Origin of the sequence: Microbacterium sp. CFH 31415, assembly GCF_022538185.1 — a bacterium.
Taxonomy (GTDB): Bacteria; Actinomycetota; Actinomycetes; order Actinomycetales; family Microbacteriaceae; genus Microbacterium.
This window is the reverse complement of record NZ_JAKYXC010000005.1, coordinates 37,779-61,566: the sequence shown is the minus strand read 5'-3', so window position 1 is coordinate 61,566 and position 23,788 is coordinate 37,779. Positions and strand designations below refer to the sequence as shown.

The 23,788-nt window shown below is 70.5% G+C and carries 25 protein-coding genes; 15 read left to right on the top strand and 10 right to left on the bottom strand.

The window, feature by feature from the left end; genetic code table 11:
* Positions 1-90 precede the first annotated feature (90 nt).
* The 3 genes from MK786_RS06880 (at position 91) to MK786_RS06870 (ending at position 2,132) form a co-directional block, all read left to right on the top strand.
* Positions 91-456, top strand: coding sequence for a PadR family transcriptional regulator (locus MK786_RS06880; protein WP_241111495.1), 366 nt, complete (start codon positions 91-93; stop codon positions 454-456).
* Positions 441-1,286, top strand: coding sequence for a hypothetical protein (locus MK786_RS06875; protein ID WP_241111494.1), 846 nt, complete (start codon positions 441-443; stop codon positions 1,284-1,286). The genes MK786_RS06880 and MK786_RS06875 overlap by 16 nt, the downstream gene beginning before the upstream one ends.
* 180 nt (positions 1,287-1,466) lie before the next feature.
* Positions 1,467-2,132: a DNA-3-methyladenine glycosylase gene (locus tag MK786_RS06870; protein ID WP_241111493.1), complete on the top strand. Its 666-nt coding sequence runs from the start codon at positions 1,467-1,469 to the stop codon at positions 2,130-2,132.
* 11 nt (positions 2,133-2,143) lie between these two features.
* Here MK786_RS06870 and MK786_RS06865 read toward each other — a convergent pair whose 3' ends face one another.
* Positions 2,144-2,767: a TetR/AcrR family transcriptional regulator gene (locus MK786_RS06865; RefSeq protein ID WP_241111492.1), complete on the bottom strand. Its 624-nt coding sequence runs from the start codon at positions 2,765-2,767 to the stop codon at positions 2,144-2,146.
* A gap of 67 nt (positions 2,768-2,834) precedes the next feature.
* Here MK786_RS06865 and MK786_RS06860 point away from each other — a divergent pair, with 67 nt between their 5' ends.
* From MK786_RS06860 to MK786_RS06825, 8 genes are all read left to right on the top strand, one after another.
* Positions 2,835-4,133: a nucleotide disphospho-sugar-binding domain-containing protein gene (locus tag MK786_RS06860; RefSeq protein ID WP_241111491.1), complete on the top strand. Its 1,299-nt coding sequence runs from the start codon at positions 2,835-2,837 to the stop codon at positions 4,131-4,133.
* Between the two features lie 91 nt (positions 4,134-4,224).
* Positions 4,225-5,658, top strand: coding sequence for an FAD-binding oxidoreductase (locus MK786_RS06855; protein ID WP_241111490.1), 1,434 nt, complete (start codon positions 4,225-4,227; stop codon positions 5,656-5,658).
* A gap of 188 nt (positions 5,659-5,846) precedes the next feature.
* The gene (gene rpmB / locus MK786_RS06850; protein ID WP_013584774.1) at positions 5,847-6,083 is read left to right on the top strand and encodes a 50S ribosomal protein L28; all 237 of its coding nucleotides are present in this window, start codon (positions 5,847-5,849) and stop codon (positions 6,081-6,083) included.
* Entirely contained in the window at positions 6,083-6,253 is a 171-nt protein-coding gene (rpmG, locus tag MK786_RS06845) for a 50S ribosomal protein L33 (RefSeq protein WP_029145259.1), read from the top strand. Before rpmB ends, rpmG begins: the two co-directional genes overlap by 1 nt.
* Before the next feature lie 3 nt (positions 6,254-6,256).
* Positions 6,257-6,562, top strand: a complete 306-nt coding sequence (gene rpsN / locus MK786_RS06840; protein ID WP_191764850.1) for a 30S ribosomal protein S14 — start codon at positions 6,257-6,259, stop codon at positions 6,560-6,562.
* Positions 6,563-6,663: 101 nt separating this feature from the next.
* Positions 6,664-7,794, top strand: coding sequence for an alpha/beta hydrolase (locus tag MK786_RS06835; RefSeq protein WP_241111489.1), 1,131 nt, complete (start codon positions 6,664-6,666; stop codon positions 7,792-7,794).
* A 289-nt stretch (positions 7,795-8,083) separates the two neighbouring features.
* The gene (locus MK786_RS06830; protein WP_127473557.1) at positions 8,084-8,371 is read left to right on the top strand and encodes an HU family DNA-binding protein; all 288 of its coding nucleotides are present in this window, start codon (positions 8,084-8,086) and stop codon (positions 8,369-8,371) included.
* A 94-nt stretch (positions 8,372-8,465) separates the two neighbouring features.
* Complete coding sequence (locus MK786_RS06825) at positions 8,466-10,442, top strand: cytochrome c oxidase assembly protein (protein ID WP_241111488.1); 1,977 nt, start codon at positions 8,466-8,468, stop codon at positions 10,440-10,442.
* Between the two features lie 6 nt (positions 10,443-10,448).
* Here the strand turns inward: MK786_RS06825 and MK786_RS06820 are convergent, their stop codons facing one another.
* On the bottom strand, positions 10,449-11,501 hold the full coding sequence (locus tag MK786_RS06820; protein ID WP_241111716.1) for a hypothetical protein: 1,053 nt from the start codon (positions 11,499-11,501) through the stop codon (positions 10,449-10,451).
* A gap of 230 nt (positions 11,502-11,731) precedes the next feature.
* On the opposite strand from MK786_RS06820, the gene MK786_RS06815 reads away from it, so the two are divergent.
* Positions 11,732-13,105: an ATP-dependent RecD-like DNA helicase gene (locus tag MK786_RS06815; protein WP_241111487.1), complete on the top strand. Its 1,374-nt coding sequence runs from the start codon at positions 11,732-11,734 to the stop codon at positions 13,103-13,105.
* A 6-nt stretch (positions 13,106-13,111) separates the two neighbouring features.
* Here the strand turns inward: MK786_RS06815 and MK786_RS06810 are convergent, their stop codons facing one another.
* Together MK786_RS06810 and MK786_RS06805 are read right to left on the bottom strand one after the other, a co-directional pair.
* A complete protein-coding gene (locus MK786_RS06810; protein ID WP_241111486.1) occupies positions 13,112-13,765 on the bottom strand; it encodes a heme oxygenase (biliverdin-producing) in 654 nt (217 codons plus the stop codon).
* Between the two features lie 50 nt (positions 13,766-13,815).
* On the bottom strand, positions 13,816-14,124 hold the full coding sequence (locus tag MK786_RS06805) for a DUF2470 domain-containing protein (RefSeq protein ID WP_241111485.1): 309 nt from the start codon (positions 14,122-14,124) through the stop codon (positions 13,816-13,818).
* Between the two features lie 82 nt (positions 14,125-14,206).
* Here MK786_RS06805 and MK786_RS06800 point away from each other — a divergent pair, with 82 nt between their 5' ends.
* The 3 genes from MK786_RS06800 to MK786_RS06790 all read left to right on the top strand — a co-directional run bounded on the left by MK786_RS06800 (position 14,207) and on the right by MK786_RS06790 (position 19,360).
* Positions 14,207-15,472, top strand: a complete 1,266-nt coding sequence (locus MK786_RS06800) for a beta-lactamase family protein (protein ID WP_241111484.1) — start codon at positions 14,207-14,209, stop codon at positions 15,470-15,472.
* A gap of 4 nt (positions 15,473-15,476) precedes the next feature.
* Complete coding sequence (locus MK786_RS06795; protein ID WP_241111483.1) at positions 15,477-16,355, top strand: DMT family transporter; 879 nt, start codon at positions 15,477-15,479, stop codon at positions 16,353-16,355.
* Between the two features lie 119 nt (positions 16,356-16,474).
* A complete protein-coding gene (locus MK786_RS06790) occupies positions 16,475-19,360 on the top strand; it encodes a hypothetical protein (protein ID WP_241111482.1) in 2,886 nt (961 codons plus the stop codon).
* 46 nt (positions 19,361-19,406) lie between these two features.
* Here MK786_RS06790 and MK786_RS06785 read toward each other — a convergent pair whose 3' ends face one another.
* The 6 genes from MK786_RS06785 to MK786_RS06760 form a co-directional block, all read right to left on the bottom strand.
* The gene (locus MK786_RS06785) at positions 19,407-19,802 is read right to left on the bottom strand and encodes a hypothetical protein (protein ID WP_241111481.1); all 396 of its coding nucleotides are present in this window, start codon (positions 19,800-19,802) and stop codon (positions 19,407-19,409) included.
* Positions 19,803-19,887: 85 nt separating this feature from the next.
* Positions 19,888-20,598 (bottom strand): 1-acyl-sn-glycerol-3-phosphate acyltransferase, encoded by a 711-nt coding sequence (locus MK786_RS06780; RefSeq protein WP_241111480.1) that lies wholly within the window; start codon positions 20,596-20,598, stop codon positions 19,888-19,890.
* On the bottom strand, positions 20,595-20,912 hold the full coding sequence (locus MK786_RS06775) for a hypothetical protein (protein WP_241111479.1): 318 nt from the start codon (positions 20,910-20,912) through the stop codon (positions 20,595-20,597). Before MK786_RS06775 ends, MK786_RS06780 begins: the two co-directional genes overlap by 4 nt.
* A gap of 215 nt (positions 20,913-21,127) precedes the next feature.
* Positions 21,128-21,811 (bottom strand): phosphatase PAP2 family protein, encoded by a 684-nt coding sequence (locus MK786_RS06770; protein WP_241111478.1) that lies wholly within the window; start codon positions 21,809-21,811, stop codon positions 21,128-21,130.
* A gap of 31 nt (positions 21,812-21,842) precedes the next feature.
* Positions 21,843-22,703: a helix-turn-helix transcriptional regulator gene (locus tag MK786_RS06765; RefSeq protein ID WP_241111477.1), complete on the bottom strand. Its 861-nt coding sequence runs from the start codon at positions 22,701-22,703 to the stop codon at positions 21,843-21,845.
* 69 nt (positions 22,704-22,772) lie between these two features.
* Positions 22,773-23,711 carry an SDR family oxidoreductase gene (locus MK786_RS06760; RefSeq protein ID WP_241111476.1) on the bottom strand — a complete coding sequence of 313 codons (939 nt, stop codon included), beginning with the start codon at positions 23,709-23,711 and terminating at the stop codon, positions 22,773-22,775.
* Between the last annotated feature and the right edge of the window lie 77 nt (positions 23,712-23,788).

Here is a 23,788-nt window from a genome sequence, read left to right as displayed (position 1 = left end):
GACGGTGTGACTCCCGCGAATCTCCGGCGGTCACAGACGTCTTCATATCTTCCTATTGACAATGGGAAGATATCTGCCTATAAATGACCCATGCGACGGAAACCAGGAACTCTGCTGCCGCTCGAGGTGGCCATCCTCGACGCTGCGCTCCAGCTGCGGCGCAGCGGCGAACAGAGCTTCCATGGCTTCGGCATCGCCCGGGTCATCGCCGAGGGCGAGGAGACCGGGAGCCTCACGTCGCATGGAACGCTGTACAAGGCGCTCGGCCGGCTCGAAACCGCCGGCTTCCTCTCCAGCACGTGGGAAGCGGCCGACGACGCGGCCGCCGAGGGGCGTCCCCGCCGCCGCCTGTACGAGGTCGACGGCACCGCCGCCTCGGCGGCGCTGGCCCAGCACCGGCAGTCATCATCCCGTGCGCCGCTGGCGCAGGGGCGAGCAGCGTGGGGAACACTGTGACCGGGCTGCTGGCCCGGGAGCGCATCGGAGGAGCCGCGACCACGGGATTCGCGGTGCGGCTCGTCCGAGCATGGGTCGGCTTCTACACGGGTTGGGTGAGCGCGCCGGCGGCCGAGCGTCGACGCGACGAGATCCACTCCGACCTGTGGGAGCAGCAGGCCTACGCGCGTGAGATCGGCACACCGCCCATCGCGGTGTCCTTCTCCATCGCGCGCAGAGCAGCGTCCGGCATCCCGGCCGACCTGCTCTGGGTACACACAGAACGCGCGGCACTGCGGAGTCTGCCGGCTGAACCGAAAGCAACGATCATGAACTCCGTACTCCGATTCTCGTCCCGCTGGTGGTGGGTGCTCGGCGCCGCCGTCCTGTCGGCGATCATCCTCAGCATGGGCATCGGCCAGCTCCTCGAGCCGGGCATGCCCTACCTGGAAGGCTCCGTCCAGGCGATCATCGTCGGCGGAATGCTGGCCGCGGGAGTCATCTTGAAGGCCCGGATGCCGCGCACCGCCGCCGCTCTCATCGTCGCGGGAGCCGCGACCCCGGCGTGCCTGTGGTGGGCGCCGATCGTCATGACCATCGGCATCGCAGTACTCCTCGGCTCGATGATCGACCTCGTGCGGCGCTTCGCGCAGGGCGATGTGCTGCTCGGCGCGCTGGCTGCGGTGGGTGCTTTGGGCGTCGGGGCAGCGCTGGTCGGCTACGTCTGGGTCGGCTTCGATGCCGGAGTGACCGGTCTGCTCTGGTTCGCCGCCGCCTTCGCCGGCGTGGCGACGCTCCTCGCGGTGGCCAAGGCACGTCCGGCCGCTCCGCCGCAGGTCGCGGCCGCCTGACCTCCTGCCGGGGCGCGCAGCGCCCCGTCCCGATGTGTGCGGCGCGCGCCGTCGCACGCCCGACTCCGGCGCGGAGAGGCTTGCACGCCTCGACTCCGTGCGCGCCGGAGCGCGTCCCGGGATGCCGCTCGGCACGGCACCCCGGGACGCGTCGTCTGCGGGCGCACGTAGAATCGCGCCATGGCGGGTGACGAGGTGCGCGCAGCGACGCGCGCCGACCTGGCCGGTCTTCCCGCCGAGGTCGCGCCCCGGCTTCTGGGCGCCCAGCTGACCACGACCGTGGCGGGGGCGACGGTGACCGTGCGTCTCACCGAAGTCGAGGCGTACCACGGCCGCGGCACCGGGCCGGTGCCCGATCCGGGGTCGCACGCCCGCATGGGACCGACGGCACGCAACGCCACCATGTGGGGCGAGCCCGGGCACCTCTACGTCTACCTCAGTCACGGCATCCACTCCTGTGTGAACGTCGTCTGCGGGCCCGACGGGATCGCCGGCGGTGTGCTCCTGCGCGGCGGCGAGGTGATCGAAGGCACCGAGACCGCGTTCGGCCGCCGTCCCGCCGCCCGCTCGCCGCGCGACCTCGCGCGCGGACCGGGCCGGCTCGGCGACGCGGTGGGGCTGCGGCATCCGCTCCACGACGGGATCGACGCGATCACCGGCACACCCCACCACGGTGCGGTCGCGCGGCTCGCGGTGGCGGTCGAGCCGATCGCCGAGATCGCCTCGGGACCGCGAGTCGGGGTGGCCGGTGTGGCCGGCACCTCGGCCTTCCCCTGGCGGTTCTGGATCCCCGGCGAGCCGACGGTATCGCCGTTCCGCTGGGGCCGCGGCGCCGCCGAGCTCTGAGCCCAGGCGGGTCAGTCGGTCAGCACCACGCGCTCTACCGCGCGGACGAGCCACGCGCGATACGCCTCTTCGCTCCAGCCCGCCTCGGCGACCAGCTGGGTGTGGCTCTCCGGCGAGATGACGAACGACAGCGCGTCGGCGAGCTCCCCGTCGGGTCGAGCGCTGTCGCACACACCCCGCCGCCGGAACATCGCGACCGCACCGAGCATGTCGGACCGCCGGTTGGCCTGCAGCTCGCGCAGCCGCTGCGCAACGTCGTCGTCGCCGGCGGCCGCCTCGAGCAGCCGGGGCCACAGGCGTGCGACGCGGGCGTTGGCGCTCGCGACGAAATCGACCAGGAAGGGCAGCAGCTCGCTCGCGTCGAGCTCCTCCGCCGTCTCGCCGAGTTCGCGCGTGTGCAGCGGCCCCTCGCCCTCGCTGCCGGCGAACGCGTGATCGAAGCCGGCCAGCAGCAGAGCCGCCTTGGGCCCGTTCTGCTTCACCGTCTCGAGCGAGACTCCGGCCTCGCTCGCAATGCGACCGAGGGAAGCGCCGGAGTACCCGGCCTGCCCGAACACGCGGATCGCCGCGTCGAGGATGCGGGCTCGGGTCTGTGCAGCCTGCGCTTCGCGCAGGGGCGACACGTATGGGGTCATTGACTTTCCTGACGGGGTAGTGAATACTCCACGAGTACTTTCACAACCCTATCAGTTGGAGAATCCCATGCTGTCTCTCGTCATGTGCAGCACTCCGGTGCACGGTCATGTCACCCCGCTGCTCGCTGTCGCCCGCACGCTCGTGGCGGCCGGCCACGAAGTGCGATTCCTCACGGGCGGTCGCTACCGCGAGGCTGTCGAGGCCACCGGCGCGCGCTGGCTCCCGCTTCCGGCCGACGCCGACTACGACGACCGGGATATGGATGCCGCGTTCCCGGGCCGCGTCGGACTCCGGGGCGTCGCCGGCCCCCGGTGGGACCTGCAGCACATCTTCCTCGAGCCGGCGCCGAGCCAGCTGCGCGCGCTCGATGAGCTGCTGGCGGCGGAGCCGGCCGATGCCGTGCTCAGCGAGAGCATGTTCCTCGCCGCGATGCTGATGCTCGCGCGCCCGGCGCATCAGCGACCACTCGTGGTCAATCTCGGCATCGTGCCATTGGGCCTGCGCAGTCGCGACACCGCACCGTTCGCCCTCGGTATCCCGCCGCTTGCCGGGCCCCTGGGGCGCGTCCGCAACCGATTCCTCGCGTGGACGACGGATCGCTTCGTGTTCGCCGAGCTGCAGCGCAACGCCGAGCGCATGGTGCAGGACCTCATCGGCGTCGAGCTGAGCGTGCCGGTGATGGACTATCCATCCGCAGCCGACGCCGTGGTGCAGTTCAGCGTGCCCGAGTTCGAGTATCCGCGCGGCGATCTCACGACGCCCGTGCACTTCGTCGGCCCGGTCTCGCCGGCCGACGCGTCGACCGTCGAGGTGCCGGAGTGGTGGGACGACCTGAAGGACGGGCGGCCGGTCGTCCACGTGACCCAGGGGACGGTCGCCAACGGCGACCTCTCCGGGCTCGTCCTGCCCGCGTTCGAAGCGCTCGCCGACCGCGATGTCCTGGTGGTCGCCACGACGGGTGGACGCGACGTTCCCTCGCTCGCGCTTCCGGACAATGCCCGCATCGCCCCCTATCTGCCGTACGACCGTCTGTTCCCGCACCTGAGCGCGCTCGTGACCAACGGCGGCTACGGCGGGGTCCAGTACGCACTCGCCCATGGCGTGCCGATCGTCGCGGCCGGCGACAGTGAAGACAAGTCCGAGGTCTCGGCGCGGGTCGCCTGGAGCGGTGCGGGGCTGCGTCTGCGGCCGCGCGACGGCCGCGTCGCGCCCGCTCAGGTCGGCAGAGCCGTCGATGCGCTGCTGCGCGACCCCTCGTACCGGAGCAACGCGGAACGCATCGGCGCCGCGATCCGGAGATCTCCTGGTCCCGCAGGTATCACGGCCGTGCTGGACGCACTCCTTTCCGCCGGAGCCCGACGCTGAGCGGCCGAGCGCGCCCTCCGCGCGACGCCGGGCGCGCTCCCCACGACGCCCAGCACAGAACGAAGACATCGAAGACGAAAGAGCAATCACAGTGACGATCGACACCTCCCTCCCGACCCCCGGCCCGGCCTCCTCTGCCGGCCCGGCATCCGCCGCCGACCAGCTCGCGCTGCCCGGTGAGCACTTCGAGCGACTCCGTGCGGAGCTCTCGGGCGACCTGTTCCTCCCGGGCGAGGACGGCTGGGACTCCGCCCGCGCCGCGTGGCAGCTGCTGGTCGACCAGCAGCCGGCGGCAGTCGTCATCGCCGCCGACGCGCGCGATGTCGCGACGACGGTGACCTGCGCGCGTCGGCTCGGACTGCACGTCGCCCCGCAGAGCACGGGTCACGCGGCCGGAGCGCTCGGGCCGCTCACCGACACGATCCTCCTGCGCACCGCGCGGCTCGACGGCATCGCGATCGACGCCGAAGCCCGCACCGCGCGAGTCGGCGCCGGCGTCACGGCAGCGGCGCTGGCCGCGGCCGTGGCCGAGCACGGGTGCGCCGCGGTCTCGGGCATGGCACCGTCGGTCGGTGTCGTCGGGTCGACCCTCGGCGGCGGGCTCGGCTGGCTCGCCCGATCTCACGGCCTCGGGGTCAACAGCATCCTCTCGATCGAGGCGGTCGACGCGCAGGGTCACGTCGTCCGGGTCGACGCCGAGCATCACCCGGACCTCTTCTGGGCGGTGCGCGGAGGCATCGCCCCCGTGATCGTCACGTCGATCGAGCTCCAGCTGCATGAGATCGGCGACCTCCACGCGGGCGCCCTGCTGTGGCCGCTCGAGCGTGCGGCTGACGTCGCTCACGCGTGGCGCGAGTGGATCGCCGAGCTGCCCGAGTCGGTCACCTCGCTGGCGCGCGTGCTGCGCTACCCCCCGATCCCCGAGATCCCCGACTTCCTGCGCGGCCGCTCCTTCGTGGCCGTCGAAGCGGCGATTCAGGCGGATGCCGCGACCGCCGCGTCCCTGCTGCAGCCCCTGCGTGACCTCCGACCCGAGCTCGACTCGGTGCGCCCGATGTCTCCGGCGGAGCTGAACACCGTGCACGGTGACCCGGCGCACCCCGCTCCGGCGTTCGGCGAAGCCGTCGTGCTGACCGACATCACCGCGGCGTCGATGGACGCCCTGCTCGATGTCGCGCTCGCGCCGTCGTCGCAGTCGCTCCTGTCGATCGAACTGCGTCACCTCGGCGGCGGGACGACGCCGGGCCGGACCACCGGCGGTGCCGTCTCGGCCATCGACGGTGCCGGACTCGTGTTCGCGGTCGGCTTGGTGCCGTTTCCCGGCGCGCTCGGCGGGGTGAAGGACGCGGCGACCGCTGTCACCGACCGGATGCAGCCCTTCGCGTCGCCCGCCGTCGTGAAGAACTTCGCCGAGCGGCCCGCAGCCGCGGCGAGTCTGTACGGGCCCGATGCCGAGCGGCTGCGCCGGGTCGCGTACGCGTGGGACCCCGAGGGCGTCATCCGCGTCGGCCACCCGCTCGACTGACGCCTCGCCGCCCGAGTCAAGCGCGACACGCCGCCCGTGCTAGACTGACTCTTTGTCTGCGCGCACTCCAGCACGCAGTTCGTATCCCACACCTCCTCCGGGCCGGAATCGGTCCGGTGAGTCCTGGGGTGCAGACAAGGGATCTTGGGTGGGGCCGTCCGGCTCCACGGTACTAAGGAGACATCACCATGGCAGCAGTGTGCCAGGTGACTGGAGCAGTTCCCGGCTTCGGTCACAACATCTCGCACTCGCACCGCCGGACGAAGCGCCGCTTCGACCCGAACGTGCAGAAGAAGACCTACTTCGTTCCGTCGCTGGGTCGCAACATCAAGCTCAACGTTTCGGCCAAGGGCATCAAGGTCATCGACGCCCGCGGCATCGAGGCGGTCGTGCGTGACCTCCAGGCGAAGGGTGTGAAGCTCTAATGGCCAAGAAGGCACAGGACGTCCGTCCGATCATCAAGCTGCGTTCGACCGCCGGCACGGGGTACACCTACGTGACGCGCAAGAACCGCCGCAACAACCCCGACCGTATCGTGCTCAAGAAGTACGACCCGGTCGTCCGCAAGCACGTCGAATTCCGAGAGGAGCGCTGACCTATGGCCAAGAAGAGCAAGATCGCGCGCAACGAGCAGCGCAAGGTGGTCGTCGACCGCTACGCGGCGAAGCGCGCCGAACTGAAGAAGGCGCTCGTCTCGCCCGACTCGACCGACGAGCAGCGCGAGGCCGCTCGCGTGGGCCTGCAGAAGCTGCCCCGCAACGCGTCGCCCGCACGCGTCCGCTCGCGCGACGTCATCGACGGCCGCCCCCGCGGTGTCCTCACGAAGTTCGGCATCTCGCGTGTCCGCTTCCGTGACATGGCGCACCGTGGCGAGCTGCCCGGCGTGACCAAGTCGAGCTGGTAAGCACCACAGCTTCACCGGAAGGCCCGGAGTTCCTCGGAACTCCGGGCCTTCCGCTTGTCAACCGAGTGCACCCGCACACCGGCTCGCGCCAGGATGGTGGCATGCCGCTGGACCCGTTCTTCGCCGAGCGCCTGCGCGTGCATCGCAAGTACATGTTCGACCAGGCGCTGAGCTCCGCGCGCGCCCGCCTGACCGCGCTGTGGCCGTTCAGCCGTGGCACCGTGCTTCCGGCTGCCGCGAAGCCCACCGGAGCCGGCGCGCCGGCGAAGACCGCGGCCGAGAATTCCGCGGCCGAGAAGTCGGCGCCCGAGAAGCCCGCCGCGCTCGGTCCTCGCGCGCAAGCCCGGGCCCGGCACCGCCGCGCGGCGCTCGCGTGGGATCGCACCGAGCTGAGCACGGTCGGTACGCCAGGACCCGAGGTGCGCATCACCGAGCACCAGGTCGACGTGCCGGGGCATCCGTCCGTCCGCGTCCGGATCTATCACCCGCCCGTCGTCGGTGACGCACCTGTGCCTGCCGTCCTGGCGTTCTTCGGCGGAGCATTCCGCATCGGGGGCATCGACTATCCGACGACGGATGCCGCGTACCGCCGCCGCTGCGTCGACGCCCACGTCGCGATCGCCGCGGTCGACTACGCGCTGGCGCCCGAGCACCGGTATCCGGTGCAGATCGAGCAGGCCGCGGCCGCCCTGGACTGGCTGATCGCCTCGGCCGGCGGGCTCGGGGTCGACCCGAGCCGGATCGGCGTGATGGGCATCTCCGCCGGCGGCAGCCTCGCCGCGGCGCTGACGATCGTCAACCGGGATCGCGCGAACCATCCGCTGGGCGTCCAGGTGCTCGAGGTGCCGGTCGTCGACCTGACCGGCGCCCACCTCGATCTCGGCGCGATGCGCGCACTCGGCATCCCCCGATTCCTGACGATGAGGGAGTTGCGCTCGGTCGCCCGCACTTACCTCGAGCGACCGCAGGATGCCCGGGAGCCCTACGCATCGCCGCTGCGCGCCTCATCGCATGCCGGGTTGCCGCCCGCCGTCATCCTCACCGCCGAGTACGACCCGCTGCGTGGAGACGGCGATGCCTACGGGGCGGCCCTGCGCGCGGCCGGTGTCGACGCCAGCGTGGTTCGCTACATGGGCGTGACGCACGACACCCCGATCTTCACCGGCGTGCTCCCCGCCGCCCGCCGGTGGCATGACGACGTCGTCGCGGCCCTGCACCGGCTTCACGCGTGATCGGGTCGCTCCCGCCTTCGCCCGAACGTCCCGCAGAGGCTTCGACTCGCACCGCCCCTGACGTCTGCGGAGCCCGTCGAACGACCCCGAAACCGTCGTCACATCGGCCACAGGGGTCACTTTCACCCCCGACACGCCGCCCGGAACGTCCGAAAACCCCGGAAATACGCGGATCTGCGCGCGAAGTCGGGTACATTCAAGGCGGTCGATCCGACCAGCCGGGGGGCGCATGCCGTCCGGTCCGAGCAATGAAAAGGCGGCGATTCCGCCGCCTTGGAGGACAATCCCCATGGCCGACAAGTCCATCACCAAGACCGAACTCGTCGCGAGCATCGCCAGCGCGACCGGGCAGAGCCAGTCCGCCGTGTCGGGCGTGCTCGACTCCCTCTTCTCGACGGTCTCCGAGGCCGTCGCCAAGGGCAGCAAGGTCTCGATCCCGGGCTGGATCTCGTTCGAGCGCGTCGAGACCTCCGCCCGCACCGGTCGCAACCCGCAGACGGGTGAGGAGATCAAGATCCCCGCCGGCCAGCGCGTCAAGGTCACCGCGGGCTCGAAGCTCAAGGCCGCCGTCAAGTAACGACGACCACACAAGAAGGGGGATGCCGCGGCATCCCCCTTCTGCGTTGCCGCCGACGGCGAATGGCGCCGCGTTCCGCGCCTAGGCTGGAGGGGTGAGTCCCCGCGCCCTGCGGGCCGCAGGGCCCGTGATCCTCGTCGTCAGCGCGCTCGTCGTGCTGATCTGGGCGCTGGCGTTCGGCGGCGGGGCCGCTCCGCTCGCGATCGGCGACCCCGGCCCGGTCGCCCGCTGGGGACTCCCCACCGTCAAACTCGTCGTCAACCTCTCCGCCGCCGGCTTGGTCGGAGCGCTCGTGACGGCGCTCTACGCGCTGCGCGCGGGTGAGCGCGAGTTCGACGTCGCGCTGGATGTGGCATCCATCTCCGCGGCGATCTTCACGGTCTCGGCGGCGGTGACCGGATTCCTCACCTTCGTCGATGCCTTCAACCCCGCGATCGACGCGGGCCCGGAGTTCGGCGCGCAGCTGGGCCGCTTCGTCGTCGAGACCGAGGTGGGCCGCACGTGGCTGATCACCACGGTCGCCGGTGCGGCGCTCACCGTGCTCACATTCGCGGTGCGCTCGTGGACGGCGACCCTCTTCGTCGCGATCCTCGCGGCGGCCTCGCTCGTGCCGATGGGCACCCAGGGCCACTCGGGCGAAGAGGCGTTCCATCACGAGGCGATGACCGCGCTCATCCTGCACATCATCGCCGCGGCGGTCTGGCTCGGCGGCCTCGTCCTGCTCGTGGTGGTGCGCCCCCTGCTCGATCGCGACCGCCTCGCGACCGTCGTGGCGCGGTACTCGAGCATCGCGATCGCCGCGTTCGTCGTGGTCGCCGCGTCGGGCACCGTGCGGGCGGCCATCGGGCTGCAGACCTGGGACGCCCTGCTGTCGCCCTACGGCGCGATCCTGTGCGTCAAGATCGTGGCGCTCATCGCGCTCGGAGCCTTCGGGGCGTGGTACCGCACTCGGCTGATCGGCAGGCTGCGGGGGGATGCCGCATCCCGCGTCTTCTGGACCCTGATCGTGTTCGAACTCGTGCTCATGGGCGCAGCATCAGGAGCAGCGGCAGCACTCGCCCGCACCCCTCCGCCCGGGTCGTCCGTGCTGCCGGGGCCGCCGACGCCCGCCGAGGTGCTGACCGGTGCCCCGCTGCCGCCCGAGCTCACGCCGCTGGGCTGGCTCACGTCGTGGAACATCGACCTGCTGTGGGCCGTCGCGGCCGGTTTCGGCATCTTCTTCTACGCGATGGGCGTCTGGCGCCTGCGGCGCCGCGGCGATGCCTGGCCGGTCTACCGCACCGTGCTGTGGATGATCGGGCTCGCTCTGCTGGTGTGGGTGACCGGCGGCGCCATCAACGTCTACCAGGACTACCTCTTCAGCGTGCACATGGTCGGCCACATGCTGCTCACGATGGCAGTGCCGCTCATGCTGGTCGCGGGCGCCCCGGTGACCCTCGCGGCCCGCGCCATCCGCAAGCGCGAGGATGGCACGCGCGGCGGGCGCGAGTGGATCCTCTGGGCCGTGCACTCGCCGGTGGCCAGGGTGCTGACGAACCCGTTCGTCGCGGCCGGGCTGTTCATCGGGTCGCTGTGGGTCTTCTATTACACCGACCTGTTCCGCTGGTCGCTGTACGACCACCTCGGCCACGAGTGGATGGTCGCCCACTTCCTCATCACCGGCTACCTCTTCGTGCTGACGCTCATCGGCATCGATCCGGTCCCCTACCGTCTGCCGTACCCCGGCCGGCTGCTGCTGCTCATCGGCGTCATGGCGATGCACGCGTTCTTCGGCATCGCGATCATGATGCAGGAAGGGCTCATGATCGCCGAGTGGTTCGGCTCGATGGGACGCACGTGGGGCGCGACGCCGCTCGAAGACCAGTACGTCGGCGGCGGTGTCGCGTGGTCGATCGGTGAGATCCCGACGCTCATCCTGGCGATCATCGTCGCGATCCAGTGGAGCAGGAGCGACGCCCGCGACCAGAAGCGTCGCGACCGGCACGCTGACCGCACGGGCGACGCCGAGCTCGAGGAGTACAACGCGCGGCTCGCAGAGCTCGCCGCGCGGGACGCCCGGCAGACTCACTGACCACGCCTACTGCGTGTCGGGTCCGGTCACCACGATCGATGCCCGCCCGTCGGGCTGCACGGTGATCTGGCCCTCGACGATGAACGGCACGTCCTCGGCCACCTGGGTGATCGAGCCGTCGAACAGAGACTGGATGTCGACCTCGATGTGCGCGACGGCCTCGGTGGGCGCGATGCGCCAGCCCGCACCCTCGGGCGTGACGGCGACCGTGGGCTGCTGCGCGATCGACCACTTCGGCAGCGAGTCGATGCGGTCCTGCACCGTGTAGCCGAACGGGCATCCGGTCGGCTGGAGCACCTCCTGCGTCGCGCACTCGGTGAGGAACGCCTCGACCTCCTGCTGCACGACCGCGACGAACTCGTCGGTGGCCTCGGCCTGGATCTCGACGGGGATGGAACGGAACGGGCTGTCGGAGAGGACGGCGACGCCCGGCGTCGCCGAGATGGCGGTGTCGACCGAGACCGAGTACAGGCCGGGCGAGAAGACCAGCAGCGGAAGCGGGTCGAGCGGCTCGGCATCCGCTCCGTCCACCGAGACCTGCCGCTTGTCGATCTCGAATCCGTTCACCGAGAACACCATCGAACCCTTGACCACGAGGTCCATCACGGCCAGCGGGCTCGTTGCGAAGCGCCACGTCGGCGCGATGCCGATCATCCCGTTCGGGGCGACATCGAACGTCGTGGTGCCGTCGTAGCCCGCCGCGACGTATTCGACCGTGACCCGCGTGATGTCGCCGTCGGTCTCCTCGGACACGACTCGCGCGTCCGAGAGCGGAGCGAGCGCCGCCCGGCGCAGCAGCGCCTCTGATGCCGACGCCGGCAGCCCGGCCGCCTCGAGCTCGGCCGACTCGACCACGACGCCCGGCACCGTGAGCGCTTCGGCCGCCCTGCCGTCGGAGAGCATGTCGAGGTAGCGCTCGACGAACGCGCTCGGGCTGTAGAACTGCGTCTGGATGGCTCCCACGGCCGCGGCCGTCGCCGCGATCAGCAGCACGCCGACGATGGCGAGAAGGGTGAGATCCAGGGCCAGGGTGCGGCGGCGCTTGCGCGGCGGCTGGATGAGAGCGGATGCCTCGTTCCCCGGGCTCGCGGACGGAGCCGGCGGCGCAGACCCGCGACCGGCTGTCGTGCCCACCGCCCCTTGGTCCACACCCCCAGTCTAGGAAGCATCCCGCGTCGAGCCCGAAACCTGGTGTCACACGTGTGGGCTGACGACGCTGTGGAGGGTGAGTCGTCCACCGAACCGTCGCGGGCGGCCGGGGCGCGGCATCCGCTCGTTAGCATTGATCGGTGACCACGCCGCCTCTCTCCGCCGAGCAGGAGGCTCTGTTCCGGCTCATCGAAGACACGCGCGAGCACGTGTTCGTGACCGGCCGCGCCGGCACCGGCAAGTCGACGCTGCTGCAGCACCTCGCGTGGCACACGAGCAAGTCGATAGCGGTCTGCGCGCCGACCGGTGTCGCGGCGCTGAACGTCGAGGGGCAGACGATCCATTCGCTGTTCAAGCTCCCCCTGGGCATCATCGGTTCGCAGGAGGAAGACCAGTCCGACGCGACCCGCAAGCTGCTCAACGCCATCGACACACTGGTGATCGATGAGATCTCGATGGTCAATGCCGACCTCATGGACGCGATCGACCGCTCGCTCCGCAAAGCGCGGGGGCGGCGCGGCGAGCCGTTCGGCGGCGTGCAGATCGTGATGTTCGGCGACCCGTACCAGCTCGCCCCCGTGCCTCCGCGCGGCGACGAGCTGAGGTATGTGCGCGACCACTACCGCTCCTTCTGGTTCTTCGACGCGAAGGTCTGGGTCGGCGAGGCCGCGCGCGACGGCATCCTCGATGTCGGGTCGTACGGCGCCGACCTGCACATCCGCGAGCTCGTCGACATCCACCGGCAATCCGATCCGGGGTTCAAGGCGATGCTCAATGCCGTGCGCTACGGCCGGGTGACCGCCGACATCGCGCAGATCCTCAACGACACCGGCGCCCGCACGCCCCCGGACGCGCGCGACGGGGAGCATCCGATCATCACGCTCGCGACACGCAACGACATCGTCAACAGCATCAACCGCCGTCACCTGAACGAGCTCGTGGGGCGCGAGCAGACCGCGATGGCCGAGATCAGCGGAGACTTCGGAAGAGGGGATGCCGCGTACCCCGCCGACGTCGAGCTGAAGCTGAAGGTCGGGGCCCAGGTGATGTTCCTGCGCAATGACGTCCAGTCGTACGGCGAACCGCCGCGCTGGGTCAACGGCACGATCGGCACGGTCACCCGGATCGCCGGTGGCACGGTGCGCGTCGAGGTGGAGGGTCAGGAGTTCGACGTCGAGCCCGCCGTGTGGGAGAGGTTCCGCTACGCGTACGACGCCGGCTCCAAGTCGCTGTCTCGCGAGATCGTGGCGGAGTTCACGCAGTTCCCGCTGCGCCTGGCGTGGGCGGTCACGATCCACAAATCGCAGGGCAAGACGTATGACCGAGCGATCGTCGACCTGGGCTCGGGCGCGTTCGCTCCGGGTCAGACGTACGTCGCCCTGTCGCGGCTGACATCGCTCGACGGGCTGTATCTCTCGCGACCGCTTCGTCCGAGCGACATTCGCGTCGACCCCGACGTGCAGAGGTTCATGGCCGGTGTGCGGGCACAGTCCGCGGCCGGCTCCGGTCGCTGAGACGCGTCAGGCGACCTGCGCCGCCTTCGCGAGTGCGAGATCGTCGAACAGCTCGGTGTTGAAGCGGTAGGCCAGCAGCACCTCGTCGATGACGCGCTCCTGCTCTGCCGCGTCCCACGGCGCAGCATCCAACTGCTCGCGGTACACCTCTTTGAAGGCCTTCGGGTCGGCGATGTCGTCGAAGAGGTAGAAGCCGATGCCGTTGGTCTCGAAGCCGAACCGGCGAGCCATGAGGCGTCCGATGAACTGGCCGCCCGAGAGGTCGCCGAGGTAGCGGGTGTAGTGGTGGGCGACGAACCCGCCCGCCCACGTGGCGCCGACTTCGTTGATGCGGTCGACGTATGCACGGGTGGTCGGCAGCGGCGTGATGGTCTTGCGCCAGTCCGGGCCGACGAGGAACTCCAGGTCGGCCTCGAGAGCCGGCAGCCGGGTGAGCTTGTCGCTGATGAAGACGGCGGCGACGGGGTCGTTGCGCATCCGATCGGCGGTGCGCTCGAGCGCCTCGTAGATGAACCAGTGCTGCGCGACGAGTGCGATGTAGTCCTCGCGCGTCCCCTCGCCCTTCATGAGGTCGGCCATGAAACCGGCGTGCTCGCTCGACGAGTGGGCGCGGCTCGAGCGCTCACGCAGCGCAGCGGAGAACGGGATCGGGTCGCTCATGGCCCCATTCTAGGCAGATTAGGGTCGCCTAACCTATGCCCGCCGCAACATCAGGCATGCGGCCGCGGCTCCACGCCCAGCCGGCGGCACGCTTCGTCGTAGAGGGCGACGATCTCCCGGCGCACCTCGGGACGCGCGGCGATCGGTCCGCCGGGCCAGGGTGCGCGCACCTGGATCGCGGTGCCATCGGACAGCGTCGCCTCCCACGTGCCGCCGTCGCCGTCGAAGCCGGTCATCACCGCACCGACGACGCCCTCGGGGCCGAACGCCCGGGCGATCAGGACGTTGTCGTCGCCGTGGTCGCCGTTCATGTGGCCCAAGACGCCCGCCAGCGCGGACTCGTCGAAGTGGTGCGTCATGAGGGTCAGCCTAAAGAATGCTGAGAGGGTCAGTCGTGCCCGGGTGTGTTTGAATCTAGAGGACGATCACCGGGGGGTGAGAATGACGGCCCGACTCGCGACACGCCGCGCCATGGCTGCGGCATCCGCCGCGATCGTCGTCGCGCTCGCCCTCGTGGGATGCTCCCCCGACAAGCACGTCGACGTCGACGTGCCGCCGCAGGCCGACGGCAAGCTCGCCGAGGCTACCGTCGAGCAGTTGGAGGATGCCGTCGCCAACGCGATGGAGGCGACCGGGTCGTCGGGCGCCATCGTCGGGGTCTGGGCGCCGTGGAGCGGCAGCTGGGTTGCGGGCCTCGGCACGCAGAATCCGGTCGACGGCGGCAAGGTCAGCGCGGACATGCAGTTCCGGGCCGGGGTCGTGACACGGGCGATGACCTGCGACGTGCTCTACGCGGCGGCCGCCGAGGGCAAGGTCAAACTGAACGACCCCGTCGCGACGTGGGTACCGAGCGTTCCCACGCTCACCGATGTCACCCTCGAGCAGCTGTGCGACGGCACGTCGGGAATCGGGTCGTACTCGAAGCACCTGACCCCGGTCTGGCTGTCGAACCCCGAGCGCCGGTGGAGCCCGCGCGAGCTGGCCAGCTTCGGGCTGGGCGAGCCGCGGTCGGGCGAGCCCGGCACCGCGTACCGCGACTCCGATGCCGGCTACGTGCTGCTCGGGCTCGCGCTCGAGCGCGCCCTCGAGCGGTCTGCCGCCGAGCTGATCCAGGACTACGTCGCCGACCCTCTCGACCTCGAGGCCACCCAGCTGGCGCTGCCGTCGGGATCGGTCCTGACCGGCCTGTACGCCCCGCGGATGAAGGACGGCAAGAGCAACTGCGCCGAGCCGCGTGACGTCTCGAACGTGTCGATCACCACCGGGTTCACCGACAGCGGGGTGTCGAGCAACATCACCGAACTCGGGCGCTACGCGCAGGCGCTCGCGACCGGTGCGCTGCTGCCCGGCAAGGACGACCGCTTCGACGATCCTGTCCCCGCGGGGGTCGGCGCGCCGTCCTGGTTCAACATGGCCGGCGGTGCGGTCCTGGCGGGCCCGCTGATCGGGCAGTTCGGGGCGGTGCCTGGCTACATCACAGCGGCGTTCTCCGACCCCTCCTCGGGCCTGACGGTCGCCGTGGTGCTCAATGACTCCGCTGCCAACTCGGGCGTAGGTGCGCAGCTCGCGTGGGAGCTGGCTGCGATCGCATCGAAGGCTCCCGCCGCCTCCGGTCAGACGGCACCCGAGGCGGGGCTGCCGTGGACCGCCGAGCAGTACCACGAGAAGATCGCCGCGAACGCGATCTGCGCGGCCCCGGCGCAGTGACTCAGTGACGCGCGGCGGCGCGGGAGCCACTCCCGCGATCCTCCTCGTCGTCGCCGGCCTCGCCTGCCAGGAGGTCGGCGCTTCGCTGGCCGTCCTGCTCTTCCCCACGGTCGGGCCGCTCGGCATGGTGATGCTGCGGCTCGTCTTCTCGGCGGCGATCCTCCTCCTGATCGCGCGCCCGGCGCTGCGGGGGCACTCACGCCACGCATGGACGGGCGTGGTCTGGTTCGGTGTCGTCCTCGCGACCATGAACGCCCTTTTCTACCTCGCGCTCGAGCGGCTCCCGCTCGGCGTCACCGTCACCATCGAGGTGCTCGGCCCGCTGGTCCTGTCGATCGTCGCGACCAGACGCGCGTCCGCCTGGCTCTGGGCGCTTCTCGCACTGGCGGGAGTCGTGGCGCTCGGTGGTGGCGGATGGGACCGGCTCGACCCCCTCGGCGTGCTCTTCGCGCTCGGCGCCGCGGCGAGCTGGGCGTTCTACATCCTCGCGTCGGCGCGGGTCGGCCAGGCGTTCCCCAAGCTCGACGGGCTCGCGCTGGCGATGGCGATCGGCGCGGTGCTGGCGCTCCCGTTCGGTGTGGTGGATGCCGGCTCAGCCCTGCTGCGGGTCGAGATCGTCGCCCTCGGCGCCGCCGTCGCGGTGCTGTCGTCGACGATCCCCTACGCCCTCGAGCTGGTGGCGCTGCGCCGGCTGCCTGCGGCGGTCTTCGCGATCCTGATGAGCCTCGCGCCTGCGACGGCGGCACTCGCCGGGTTCGTCTTCCTCGGCCAGCACCTGGCCTGGCTCGAGATCGTCGGCATCGCCCTCGTCATCGCCGCCAGCATCGGCGCCGTTCAGTCGTCCGCGCGGGCCGCGCGCGAGGCGGCCGAGCCGCTCGCCTGACGACACTGTCCGGACGGCGGGCCCTTCGTCGCGACGGTATCAGCATGTCGCGCAGTGGCCTCTGCGCAGTACCATCGTGCTGATCTGTCCGGCGGCACCGACGCATCCGGGAAGTGTCCATGACTGACGCGCAATCGACGGCCCCGCCGTCGCCGCTGATCCTCGACATCAGGGTCCACGGCGTGAGCAATACGCCCCCGGCCGAGATGCTCGAGTCCGAGCCCGACGCCATCGAACGCGTCGACGGCGATGCCCTCGGCTCGTTCTGGGCGCGGAAGGACAGAGCCGTCAACGGCGACGGCATCACATCCACGCATGCGTTCTCATGGGGCGCGCAGACCCGCACCGGCGGCGGAGCGCTCGCCGCAGTCGGGCGGGCGTTCGTGCATGTCGGCTGGTTCCTGCTGCTTCCCTACGCGCTGGTGAACCTCGCCTACTGGACGCGCGAGATCAGGCCCCAGCCCGACGGGACGACGCGCGCGTGGCACGGCGACATCGGCTCGGGGACCGTGCGCGTCTTCGGGCTCGTGCTCACGTTCATCGCGGTGGCCGCGTTCTGCTCGGTCGCGATCGACCTCGTCGCGGTGCAGTGCTTCCGCGGCAGCGTCGACGACGCCGACAGGGTGTGTGCAGCCCTGCCCGCGATCTTCGACGGCTTGCGCGAGTTCGACGTCGACAGCCGGGCGGCCCTCCTCGGCCTCATCCCGGTGCTCATCATCCTCGTCCTCTACTCGATCGCACGCCGTGGGCGCGTGCGGTTCGAAGCCCGGATCGAGAAGTTCGGCGAGCAGATCGGCAGCCAGGAAGACGCAGGCCGACCGCTCCTCGCGACGCGCGGGTTCTGGTCGGCCGCGCGCAGCCGCGACACCTCGGAGTGGCTGCATGTGGCCGGCGCGTTCGTGCTGGTGCTGTTCCTGCTGGCCTGGGATGCGGCCTTCCCCGATGCCGACTGCCTCGGCGCCCCGTTGACCAAAGACCTCGCCACGTGCCTCGGGCCGGTCGACGGCATGCCGATGGCCTTCGTGATGGTGGCGGGAGTCGGCCTCGTTCTCGTCGTGATCGGGGTGATCATCGCCTCGAGCACGCCGCCGCAGGCGACGCAGACGGCGAAGACGATGAATCCCGTCCGGCTGGCCCAGCAGAAGCAGACCCCCGACAAGCGCAATGCCCACAAGCGCGTGTATGCGCTCAGCTGCCTCGGCTACGCCGTTCTCGGCTACCTCGTGTGGCTCGTGCTGACGTTCCTGCCGCCGACCGACCCGGCGAAGGTCGCGGATCAGTTCACCGGTCTGATCACCGCGCCGCTCGTGCTCATGTCGGTGGCGCTGTTCCTCGCGCTGTATGCGCTGAGCTGGCGACTGCGCTCGACCTGGCGCCGGCGCACCAGCGCGATCGTGCTCACCCTCGGCGCGGCGGCACTGCTGGCGAGTCAGGTGCTCTCCGACTCCGCGTTGCAATGGGCGCTGACCGGAGTGGCCATCGCGTTCGTTCTGCTCCACCTGCTCATCTCGCGGACGTCGCAGCCGAACCCGGGTGTCGCCGAGGGGGAGTCGGATGCCGGCGAGCTGCGCTTCCGCGCCTGGCGAGGTCAGGGGGCGGCAGTGGTCATGCTGCTGTCGCTCTTCGTGTCGATGGCGCTGTCGAGCCTGCTCGTGCTGGGGGTCGCCTCCTGGCTGGGAGCGCCCGCCCCGCCCGAGACCGACCGCATCTGGCGCGAACCCGGCGACCCGTTGCCGGTCACCGAGTGGAACGTGCCCGACGCGTACGAGCGCTTCGCGGTGCTGCTCCTGGCGGTGGTCGTCGGGGTCATTCTGCTGCTCGTGCTCGCGATCGGGATCAACCTCGCGAAGCTCGTGAAGTTCACGCTCCCCGAGCTGAAGTGGCGGGGCAGTGCACCGGATGACGAAGTCGACGCTGAGGCAGGAGGTGGGGTGGATGCGCCGGGCGCGAAGTACCCCGAGCCACTCGACGACCCGGACGAACGGGTCCGGATTCGCGCCCTCGGTCGACGGTCGTCGCACCTCCTCCACCGCGGCGAGCCACTGTTCGCGTGGATCGCCGTGTTCGCTGCCGTCGGCTTCCTCGCCCTGTCGTCTTCGATCGCCTTCGACGAGGCGAAGCTCATCCTCACCGGGTGGGCGCCCGGCCTCCCGGCGGGGCTGCGCACCACCGCGACATCGGTGCTCGTCGCGCTGGCGGTCGTCGCCGCTGCGGCGGTCGTCGCGAACGCGGCATCCAGTGCTGATCGTCCTCTCGGCGTCTTCTGGGACGTCGTCGCGTTCTTCCCGCGAGCGGGACACCCGTTCGCGCCGCCCTGTTTCGCGGAACGAGCCGTTCCCGAGCTCGCGGAGCACACCAGGCGGTTTCTGCGGACACCACGGGCAGACGCCGCCGCGCCGCTGCCGGCCGTCATGCTGACGGCGCACTCCATGGGATCGACCATCTCTGCCGCGACGATCCTGGCTCTCCGCGGCGAGACGATCGTGGAGGACGACCCGTCCAGCACGCGCTTGACCGCGCGCCTGGCTCTGCTCTCGTACGGCAGCCAGCTGCGCGCGTACTTCAGTCGGTACTTCCCTTCGGTGTTCGGCTATCAGGTGCTGGGCGTGCCTGGTCTGACGGCTCCCTCGCTGTGGAAGCGGGACCCGTGGAAGACGCAGGTGCTCGCGGAGTTCCCCGGGCCGGGTGCTGCCGCCGACGAGGAGAGCATCAGGGCGTCCAAGGCCGAGGTGCACGCCGCGGCATATCGGGATGAGTCGCTGACAGCGCTGCTCGGCGCGGGGGCGAAGGGCGACCCGCGCTGGCGGAATCTCTGGCGCCGCACCGACTTCCTCGGCTTTCCGGTGTTCAGCTACGACAGTGCCCGCAACCCGGTCGACCGCGGCGCGACCGAGACGGCCCCGGGCTACCAGTGGACGGTCGCGAAGCACTCGGCCTATCTGGGCACCGATCAGATCGAGCTCGCCCGCGCGGAACTGGTGACGGCGCTGCGCGCTGACCAGTAGTGCTCGCGGCGCGCTCTCGAAGAGCGGAACTCCTCGAGAGCGCGGGTCAGACCGCCAGGGCCACCTCGCCGTACCCCATCGCGATCAGGAACGACAGCACCGAGAGCATGATCGCGACCGGCACCATCGTGTAGCGCTCCGGTTTGCTGCGGGAGATCGCGTTCATCAGGATCCCGAGCACTGAGTAGGCGAAGATCACCCACATCGCGATCTGCGAGAACAGGTCCGGGAAGACGCTGATCGCACCGACGCGGTCCCACGCCACCACCGCCATGAACGCGTAGATCAGGATCGAGATCACACTGCCGATCCGCTTGCGGGCAGGCAGCACCCGGTCCTGCCCGCCCCACGCCAAGTGCCCCCACGGTGCACCGAGCACCAGCGCGAGCTGGAAGACGGCCAGCAGGGCGAGGACCAGCGTGAAGAGGAAGGCGAAGGGCATCCTGTCAATGTATCGGCGGGGTGAGCTCGCGCCGCGTCACAGCTCGGCGCTCGCGTTCCTGCCGTCTCGGGACCGCCTGAGCAGTTCAGTCGCGCGAGGTCGCGTTCACGGTGCCGGAGCGTTCTTGGCCACTCAGGCGTGCGATGGCGGCCATCATGCGCTCGGTGATCTCGCGACGCGCCTTGCCGTCGGGTACGCCCTCCAGGTCGGCGAGATCGAGCGGTTCGCCGAAGCGCACCTCGAGCCGCCGCCTCCCCGGCAGCAGGTGGCTCAGCGGCTTGGCGGTGCCGGTCCCGATGAGCCCGACGGGCACGACCGCGGCGCCCGTGTCGCGCGCCATCCATGCCGCACCACCGTGGCCGGCGTGAAGCTTCCCGTCGCGTGAGCGGGTTCCTTCGGGGAACACCGCGAACACGTTCCCGGCCCGCAGGATGCTGCTCCCGGCATCGAGCGCGGCGCGTGCATCGCGACCAGTCGAGCGGTGAACGGGGACCCCCCCGATCGAGGTGAAGAACCATCGCTTGAAGCGGCCGAGGATCCCGGGGCCGGTGAAGTACGACGACTTGATCAGGAACTGGACGGGGCGGCTCGCGGAAGTCGGGATGATCACCGTGTCGAGCGCCGCCAGGTGGTTGCTCGCCAACAGCACCGGCCCGCGTTCCGGCAGGTTCGCTCGTCCGACGATGCGGGGGCGGTACAGAACCCAGAACAACGGCCGCAGAACGACTCGACCCAGGAAGTAGACGGCACCCGGCCGCGGCACAGGGGTGGGACTCGGCGGAGCGGGCGCTGTCACCTCGCCACTTTATCTGCCGTGGAGCCCCGGGCTTTCTCCGGCAGTCGTCGGGATCGTCTGAGAAGAACGACGGTGACGATGGCGAGCGGACCGTTGACGAGCCCTGGCGCACCGACCCAGAGCGAGCCGGTGCCTACCGCGTATGCCCCCCAGAGGCATGCGTTCATCGAGAGGAGCACCTGAGAAGAGGTGGACACTCCTCTGAGCTGCTCCCCGTGCTTGCGGCACCTCCACACCAGCGCCGCCTGCGGCCACCAGAGGACGAACGAGATCACCGAGGCGATGAACCCCAGCACGTCGATGTAGGCGTACATCGTGTCTCACCTCCTCGGCGAAGCTCTGACACCCCCTGACCGGCGCCCCGGTGGCCCGGGAGGTCTTCCGTCGTGTCATCGGATAGGAGGCTGTGCGGGCCTCGGCCGATACCGATCGCCTCCGCGGGGTTGGATTGGTGTGCGAACTGTCCGAGCGGGGAGGCCGCTTGCCGGACTGGTTGATCGCGATCCTCGGGTCCTCATCACCCCGAGGTCTATGGCCCCGAGATGAGCCCGCGCCGCACCACAGCGGCGCTCCACCGTCCCAGCACGACGCCCGCGACGACGTCCGAGACATGGTGCTGGCCGCGGTAGACCCGCGAGAACGCGATCACTCCGGGAATGCCGTACCGAAGGAGAGGACCGAGGAGCCGTGCGCCAGGTACGCCGCGCCTGTCGAGCAGGTCGGCGAGCGTGCCGTGGAGCGCGAAGGCTGCTGCCGTGTGGCCGGAAGGGAACGACGACGTCGCATGCGGCTGCTCAGGGCGCCACACCCTCTGGGGTCGTGGTCGTCCCACGAGCGCCGCAGATGCGACGAAGCACGCGGTCTCGAGGGCGAGCGCTGCCGCAGGAGCGATCGCTGAGCGTCTGTCGCGCGTCAGCAGCCAGGTGACGCCACACCAGATCGCCCCGTTCGCGATGGTCTGCGGCACGCCGGAGTACCACGAGAGCGGGCCGGTGAGGCGGTCGATGGGCTCACGCCCAGCCGGGTCGGCGGGGCGGGTCGCGAGGGCGGCATCGCCGGCGTCCGGCCGGTGGCCGAACGCCTCCTGGAGCGCACGCACGGCCTGGTCCTCACGGGGGTCATCGCCACCGATGCGCCGGATCGCCCGCCCAGCCGCAGCCAGCACGGCGACTGCGCCGAGCGTCGGCAGGACGACGTCTCGCAGCAACGGCATGCCCGCATCGTAGCGTTGCGGCGACCGGCGCCTACGGGTGATCGGGCCCGCCGGGGGACGACATCTCCTGGGTGCCGATGACCGAGAGAAGCTGCAGGCGCTCGTAGCTCTCGGTGCCCGGCGTCGCAGTGAGCACGAGGAGCGTCTGCCCTTGCTCCGGGTCGATCAGGATCTGGCACTGCATGTCCATCACGCCGACTTCAGGGTGCTGCAACCGCTTCTCACGTGCATGCGTCGACCGCACCTCGTGCGCCTCCCACAGCGCGGCGAACTCCGGGCTCTCCGCCAACAGGGCGGCGACGATCGCACCGGCGCGGGAGCGTGCACCGAACTTGGCGTAGACCGTCCGGATGTCGGCGGTGAACGCGCGGGACAGTGCGGCATGGTCCTCGTGCGGGTAGACGTCGCGGGCCGCGGCATCCATGAACCATCGATACCCCACGCTGCGCATGAATCCTTCGAACCGCGTCTCGTCGCCGAACAGCGTGCGAGCGGCGGGAGTCTGCGCGAGCGTCTCGCCGAGCTCCGTCATGACCTGCGCGGGAGTGTCGGCGAGCCGGTCGAGCACCCGCATCAGACCGGGCGAGACGTGCTCGCCGCGCAGGGCTCGCGCGGGTGCCGTGTGCCCCGCGAGGCGGAACAGGTGGTCGCGCTCGTCGAGGCTGAGCCGCATGCCGCGCGCCATCGCGGCGAGCATCTGCTCGGAAGGCTGCGGGCCGCGGCTCTGCTCGAGTCGGCTGTAGTAGTCGGTGGACATGTCGCAGAGCACCGCGACCTCTTCCCGACGCAGCCCCGACGTGCGGCGCCGCGGGCCGCGCCGCAGACCGACGTCCTCGGGCTGCAACGCCTCTCGGCGGCGCCGCAGGAAGTCCGCCAGTTGCGCTCTGTCCATGATCCGAGTCTCGGGTACGGGCTCGGGGTTAGCCAGGGACTCCGGATCCGTGCGTCGGTGTCGCTCGCATCACCGGGTGACGCGGACGCCGGTCAACTGCTCGGACAGCTCCCACACGCGCCGTGCGTCGCTCTCGCTCCGCAGCCGGGTGAACAGCGGCTGCTCCGCGGGGAGCCCGCCCAGATGCCGGAAGCCCTTCGGCCCATACATTCGTCCGCCCCGCGCCTCCGGGGCGGTCGCCGCGTACACGGCAGACAGCGCAGCCGACGACGGAGTGCCGACCAGGATGCCGCGTTCCGACAACCATCGGATCACCTTGACCGCCGCCGTGTCGTCTGGTCGCCCCATGCCCGGCTGCGCCGAGAGCAGATTGGTGGGAGTGATGCCGGGGTGCGACAGGTTGCTGCGCAGGCCCCAGCCCGCGGCATCCGATCGCCTCTGCAGTTCGACCGCGAAGAGGCCGAACGCGATCTTCGATGAGCTGTACGCCTTCATGGGGTCGTAGTGACGCGCCCACGTGAGGTCGTCCCAGTTGATCGAGCCTCTGTTCGCCGCGACGCTGACCTGACTCGTCACGTGCGCGCGTCCCGCCTGCAGCAAGGGGAGCAGGTGTGCGACGAGGGCGAAGTGTCCCAAATGGTTGACCGCGAACTGCAGCTCGTGGCCGTCGATGGTGCGCTGCCGGGTGGGCGGGTTCATGACACCGGCATTGGCTATCAGGATGTCGATCGCGCGCCCATCGGCGAGCAGGTCGTCGGAGAATGCGGCGACCGATTTCAGCGAGGCGAGATCGAGATGACGGATCTGGATGCCGGCACCCGGCGTCCGCTCGCGGATACGGGCCACGGCGGCCTCGCCCTTCGCTTCGTTGCGGACGGGCAGGACGAGGTCGGCGCCCGCCCGAGCGAGGCGCGCCGCGATCTCGAATCCGACGCCGTCGCTCGCGCCGGTGATGAGCGCGCGCTTGCCAGTCAGGTCAGGGATGTGGATGTCGTGTGGCTTCGGCATGGGTGGCTCCTTCGTGTGAGGGTTCACCCATCGTGCGCGAGGCGCGCCGGCGGATTCAGGGCGCCGTTACCCCGGGA

Coding starts and splice junctions, on each gene's coding strand:
- MK786_RS06880 (WP_241111495.1), top strand. CDS start 91: ATGCGACGGAAACCAGGAACTCTGCTGCCGCTCGAGGTGGCCATCCTC.
- MK786_RS06870 (WP_241111493.1), top strand. CDS start 1,467: ATGGCGGGTGACGAGGTGCGCGCAGCGACGCGCGCCGACCTGGCCGGT.
- MK786_RS06865 (WP_241111492.1), bottom strand. CDS start 2,767: ATGACCCCATACGTGTCGCCCCTGCGCGAAGCGCAGGCTGCACAGACC.
- MK786_RS06860 (WP_241111491.1), top strand. CDS start 2,835: ATGCTGTCTCTCGTCATGTGCAGCACTCCGGTGCACGGTCATGTCACC.
- rpmB (WP_013584774.1), top strand. CDS start 5,847: ATGGCAGCAGTGTGCCAGGTGACTGGAGCAGTTCCCGGCTTCGGTCAC.
- rpmG (WP_029145259.1), top strand. CDS start 6,083: ATGGCCAAGAAGGCACAGGACGTCCGTCCGATCATCAAGCTGCGTTCG.
- rpsN (WP_191764850.1), top strand. CDS start 6,257: ATGGCCAAGAAGAGCAAGATCGCGCGCAACGAGCAGCGCAAGGTGGTC.
- MK786_RS06835 (WP_241111489.1), top strand. CDS start 6,664: ATGCCGCTGGACCCGTTCTTCGCCGAGCGCCTGCGCGTGCATCGCAAG.
- MK786_RS06830 (WP_127473557.1), top strand. CDS start 8,084: ATGGCCGACAAGTCCATCACCAAGACCGAACTCGTCGCGAGCATCGCC.
- MK786_RS06810 (WP_241111486.1), bottom strand. CDS start 13,765: ATGAGCGACCCGATCCCGTTCTCCGCTGCGCTGCGTGAGCGCTCGAGC.
- MK786_RS06805 (WP_241111485.1), bottom strand. CDS start 14,124: ATGACGCACCACTTCGACGAGTCCGCGCTGGCGGGCGTCTTGGGCCAC.
- MK786_RS06800 (WP_241111484.1), top strand. CDS start 14,207: ATGACGGCCCGACTCGCGACACGCCGCGCCATGGCTGCGGCATCCGCC.
- MK786_RS06790 (WP_241111482.1), top strand. CDS start 16,475: ATGACTGACGCGCAATCGACGGCCCCGCCGTCGCCGCTGATCCTCGAC.
- MK786_RS06785 (WP_241111481.1), bottom strand. CDS start 19,802: ATGCCCTTCGCCTTCCTCTTCACGCTGGTCCTCGCCCTGCTGGCCGTC.
- MK786_RS06775 (WP_241111479.1), bottom strand. CDS start 20,912: ATGTACGCCTACATCGACGTGCTGGGGTTCATCGCCTCGGTGATCTCG.
- MK786_RS06770 (WP_241111478.1), bottom strand. CDS start 21,811: ATGCCGTTGCTGCGAGACGTCGTCCTGCCGACGCTCGGCGCAGTCGCC.
- MK786_RS06765 (WP_241111477.1), bottom strand. CDS start 22,703: ATGGACAGAGCGCAACTGGCGGACTTCCTGCGGCGCCGCCGAGAGGCG.
- MK786_RS06760 (WP_241111476.1), bottom strand. CDS start 23,711: ATGCCGAAGCCACACGACATCCACATCCCTGACCTGACTGGCAAGCGC.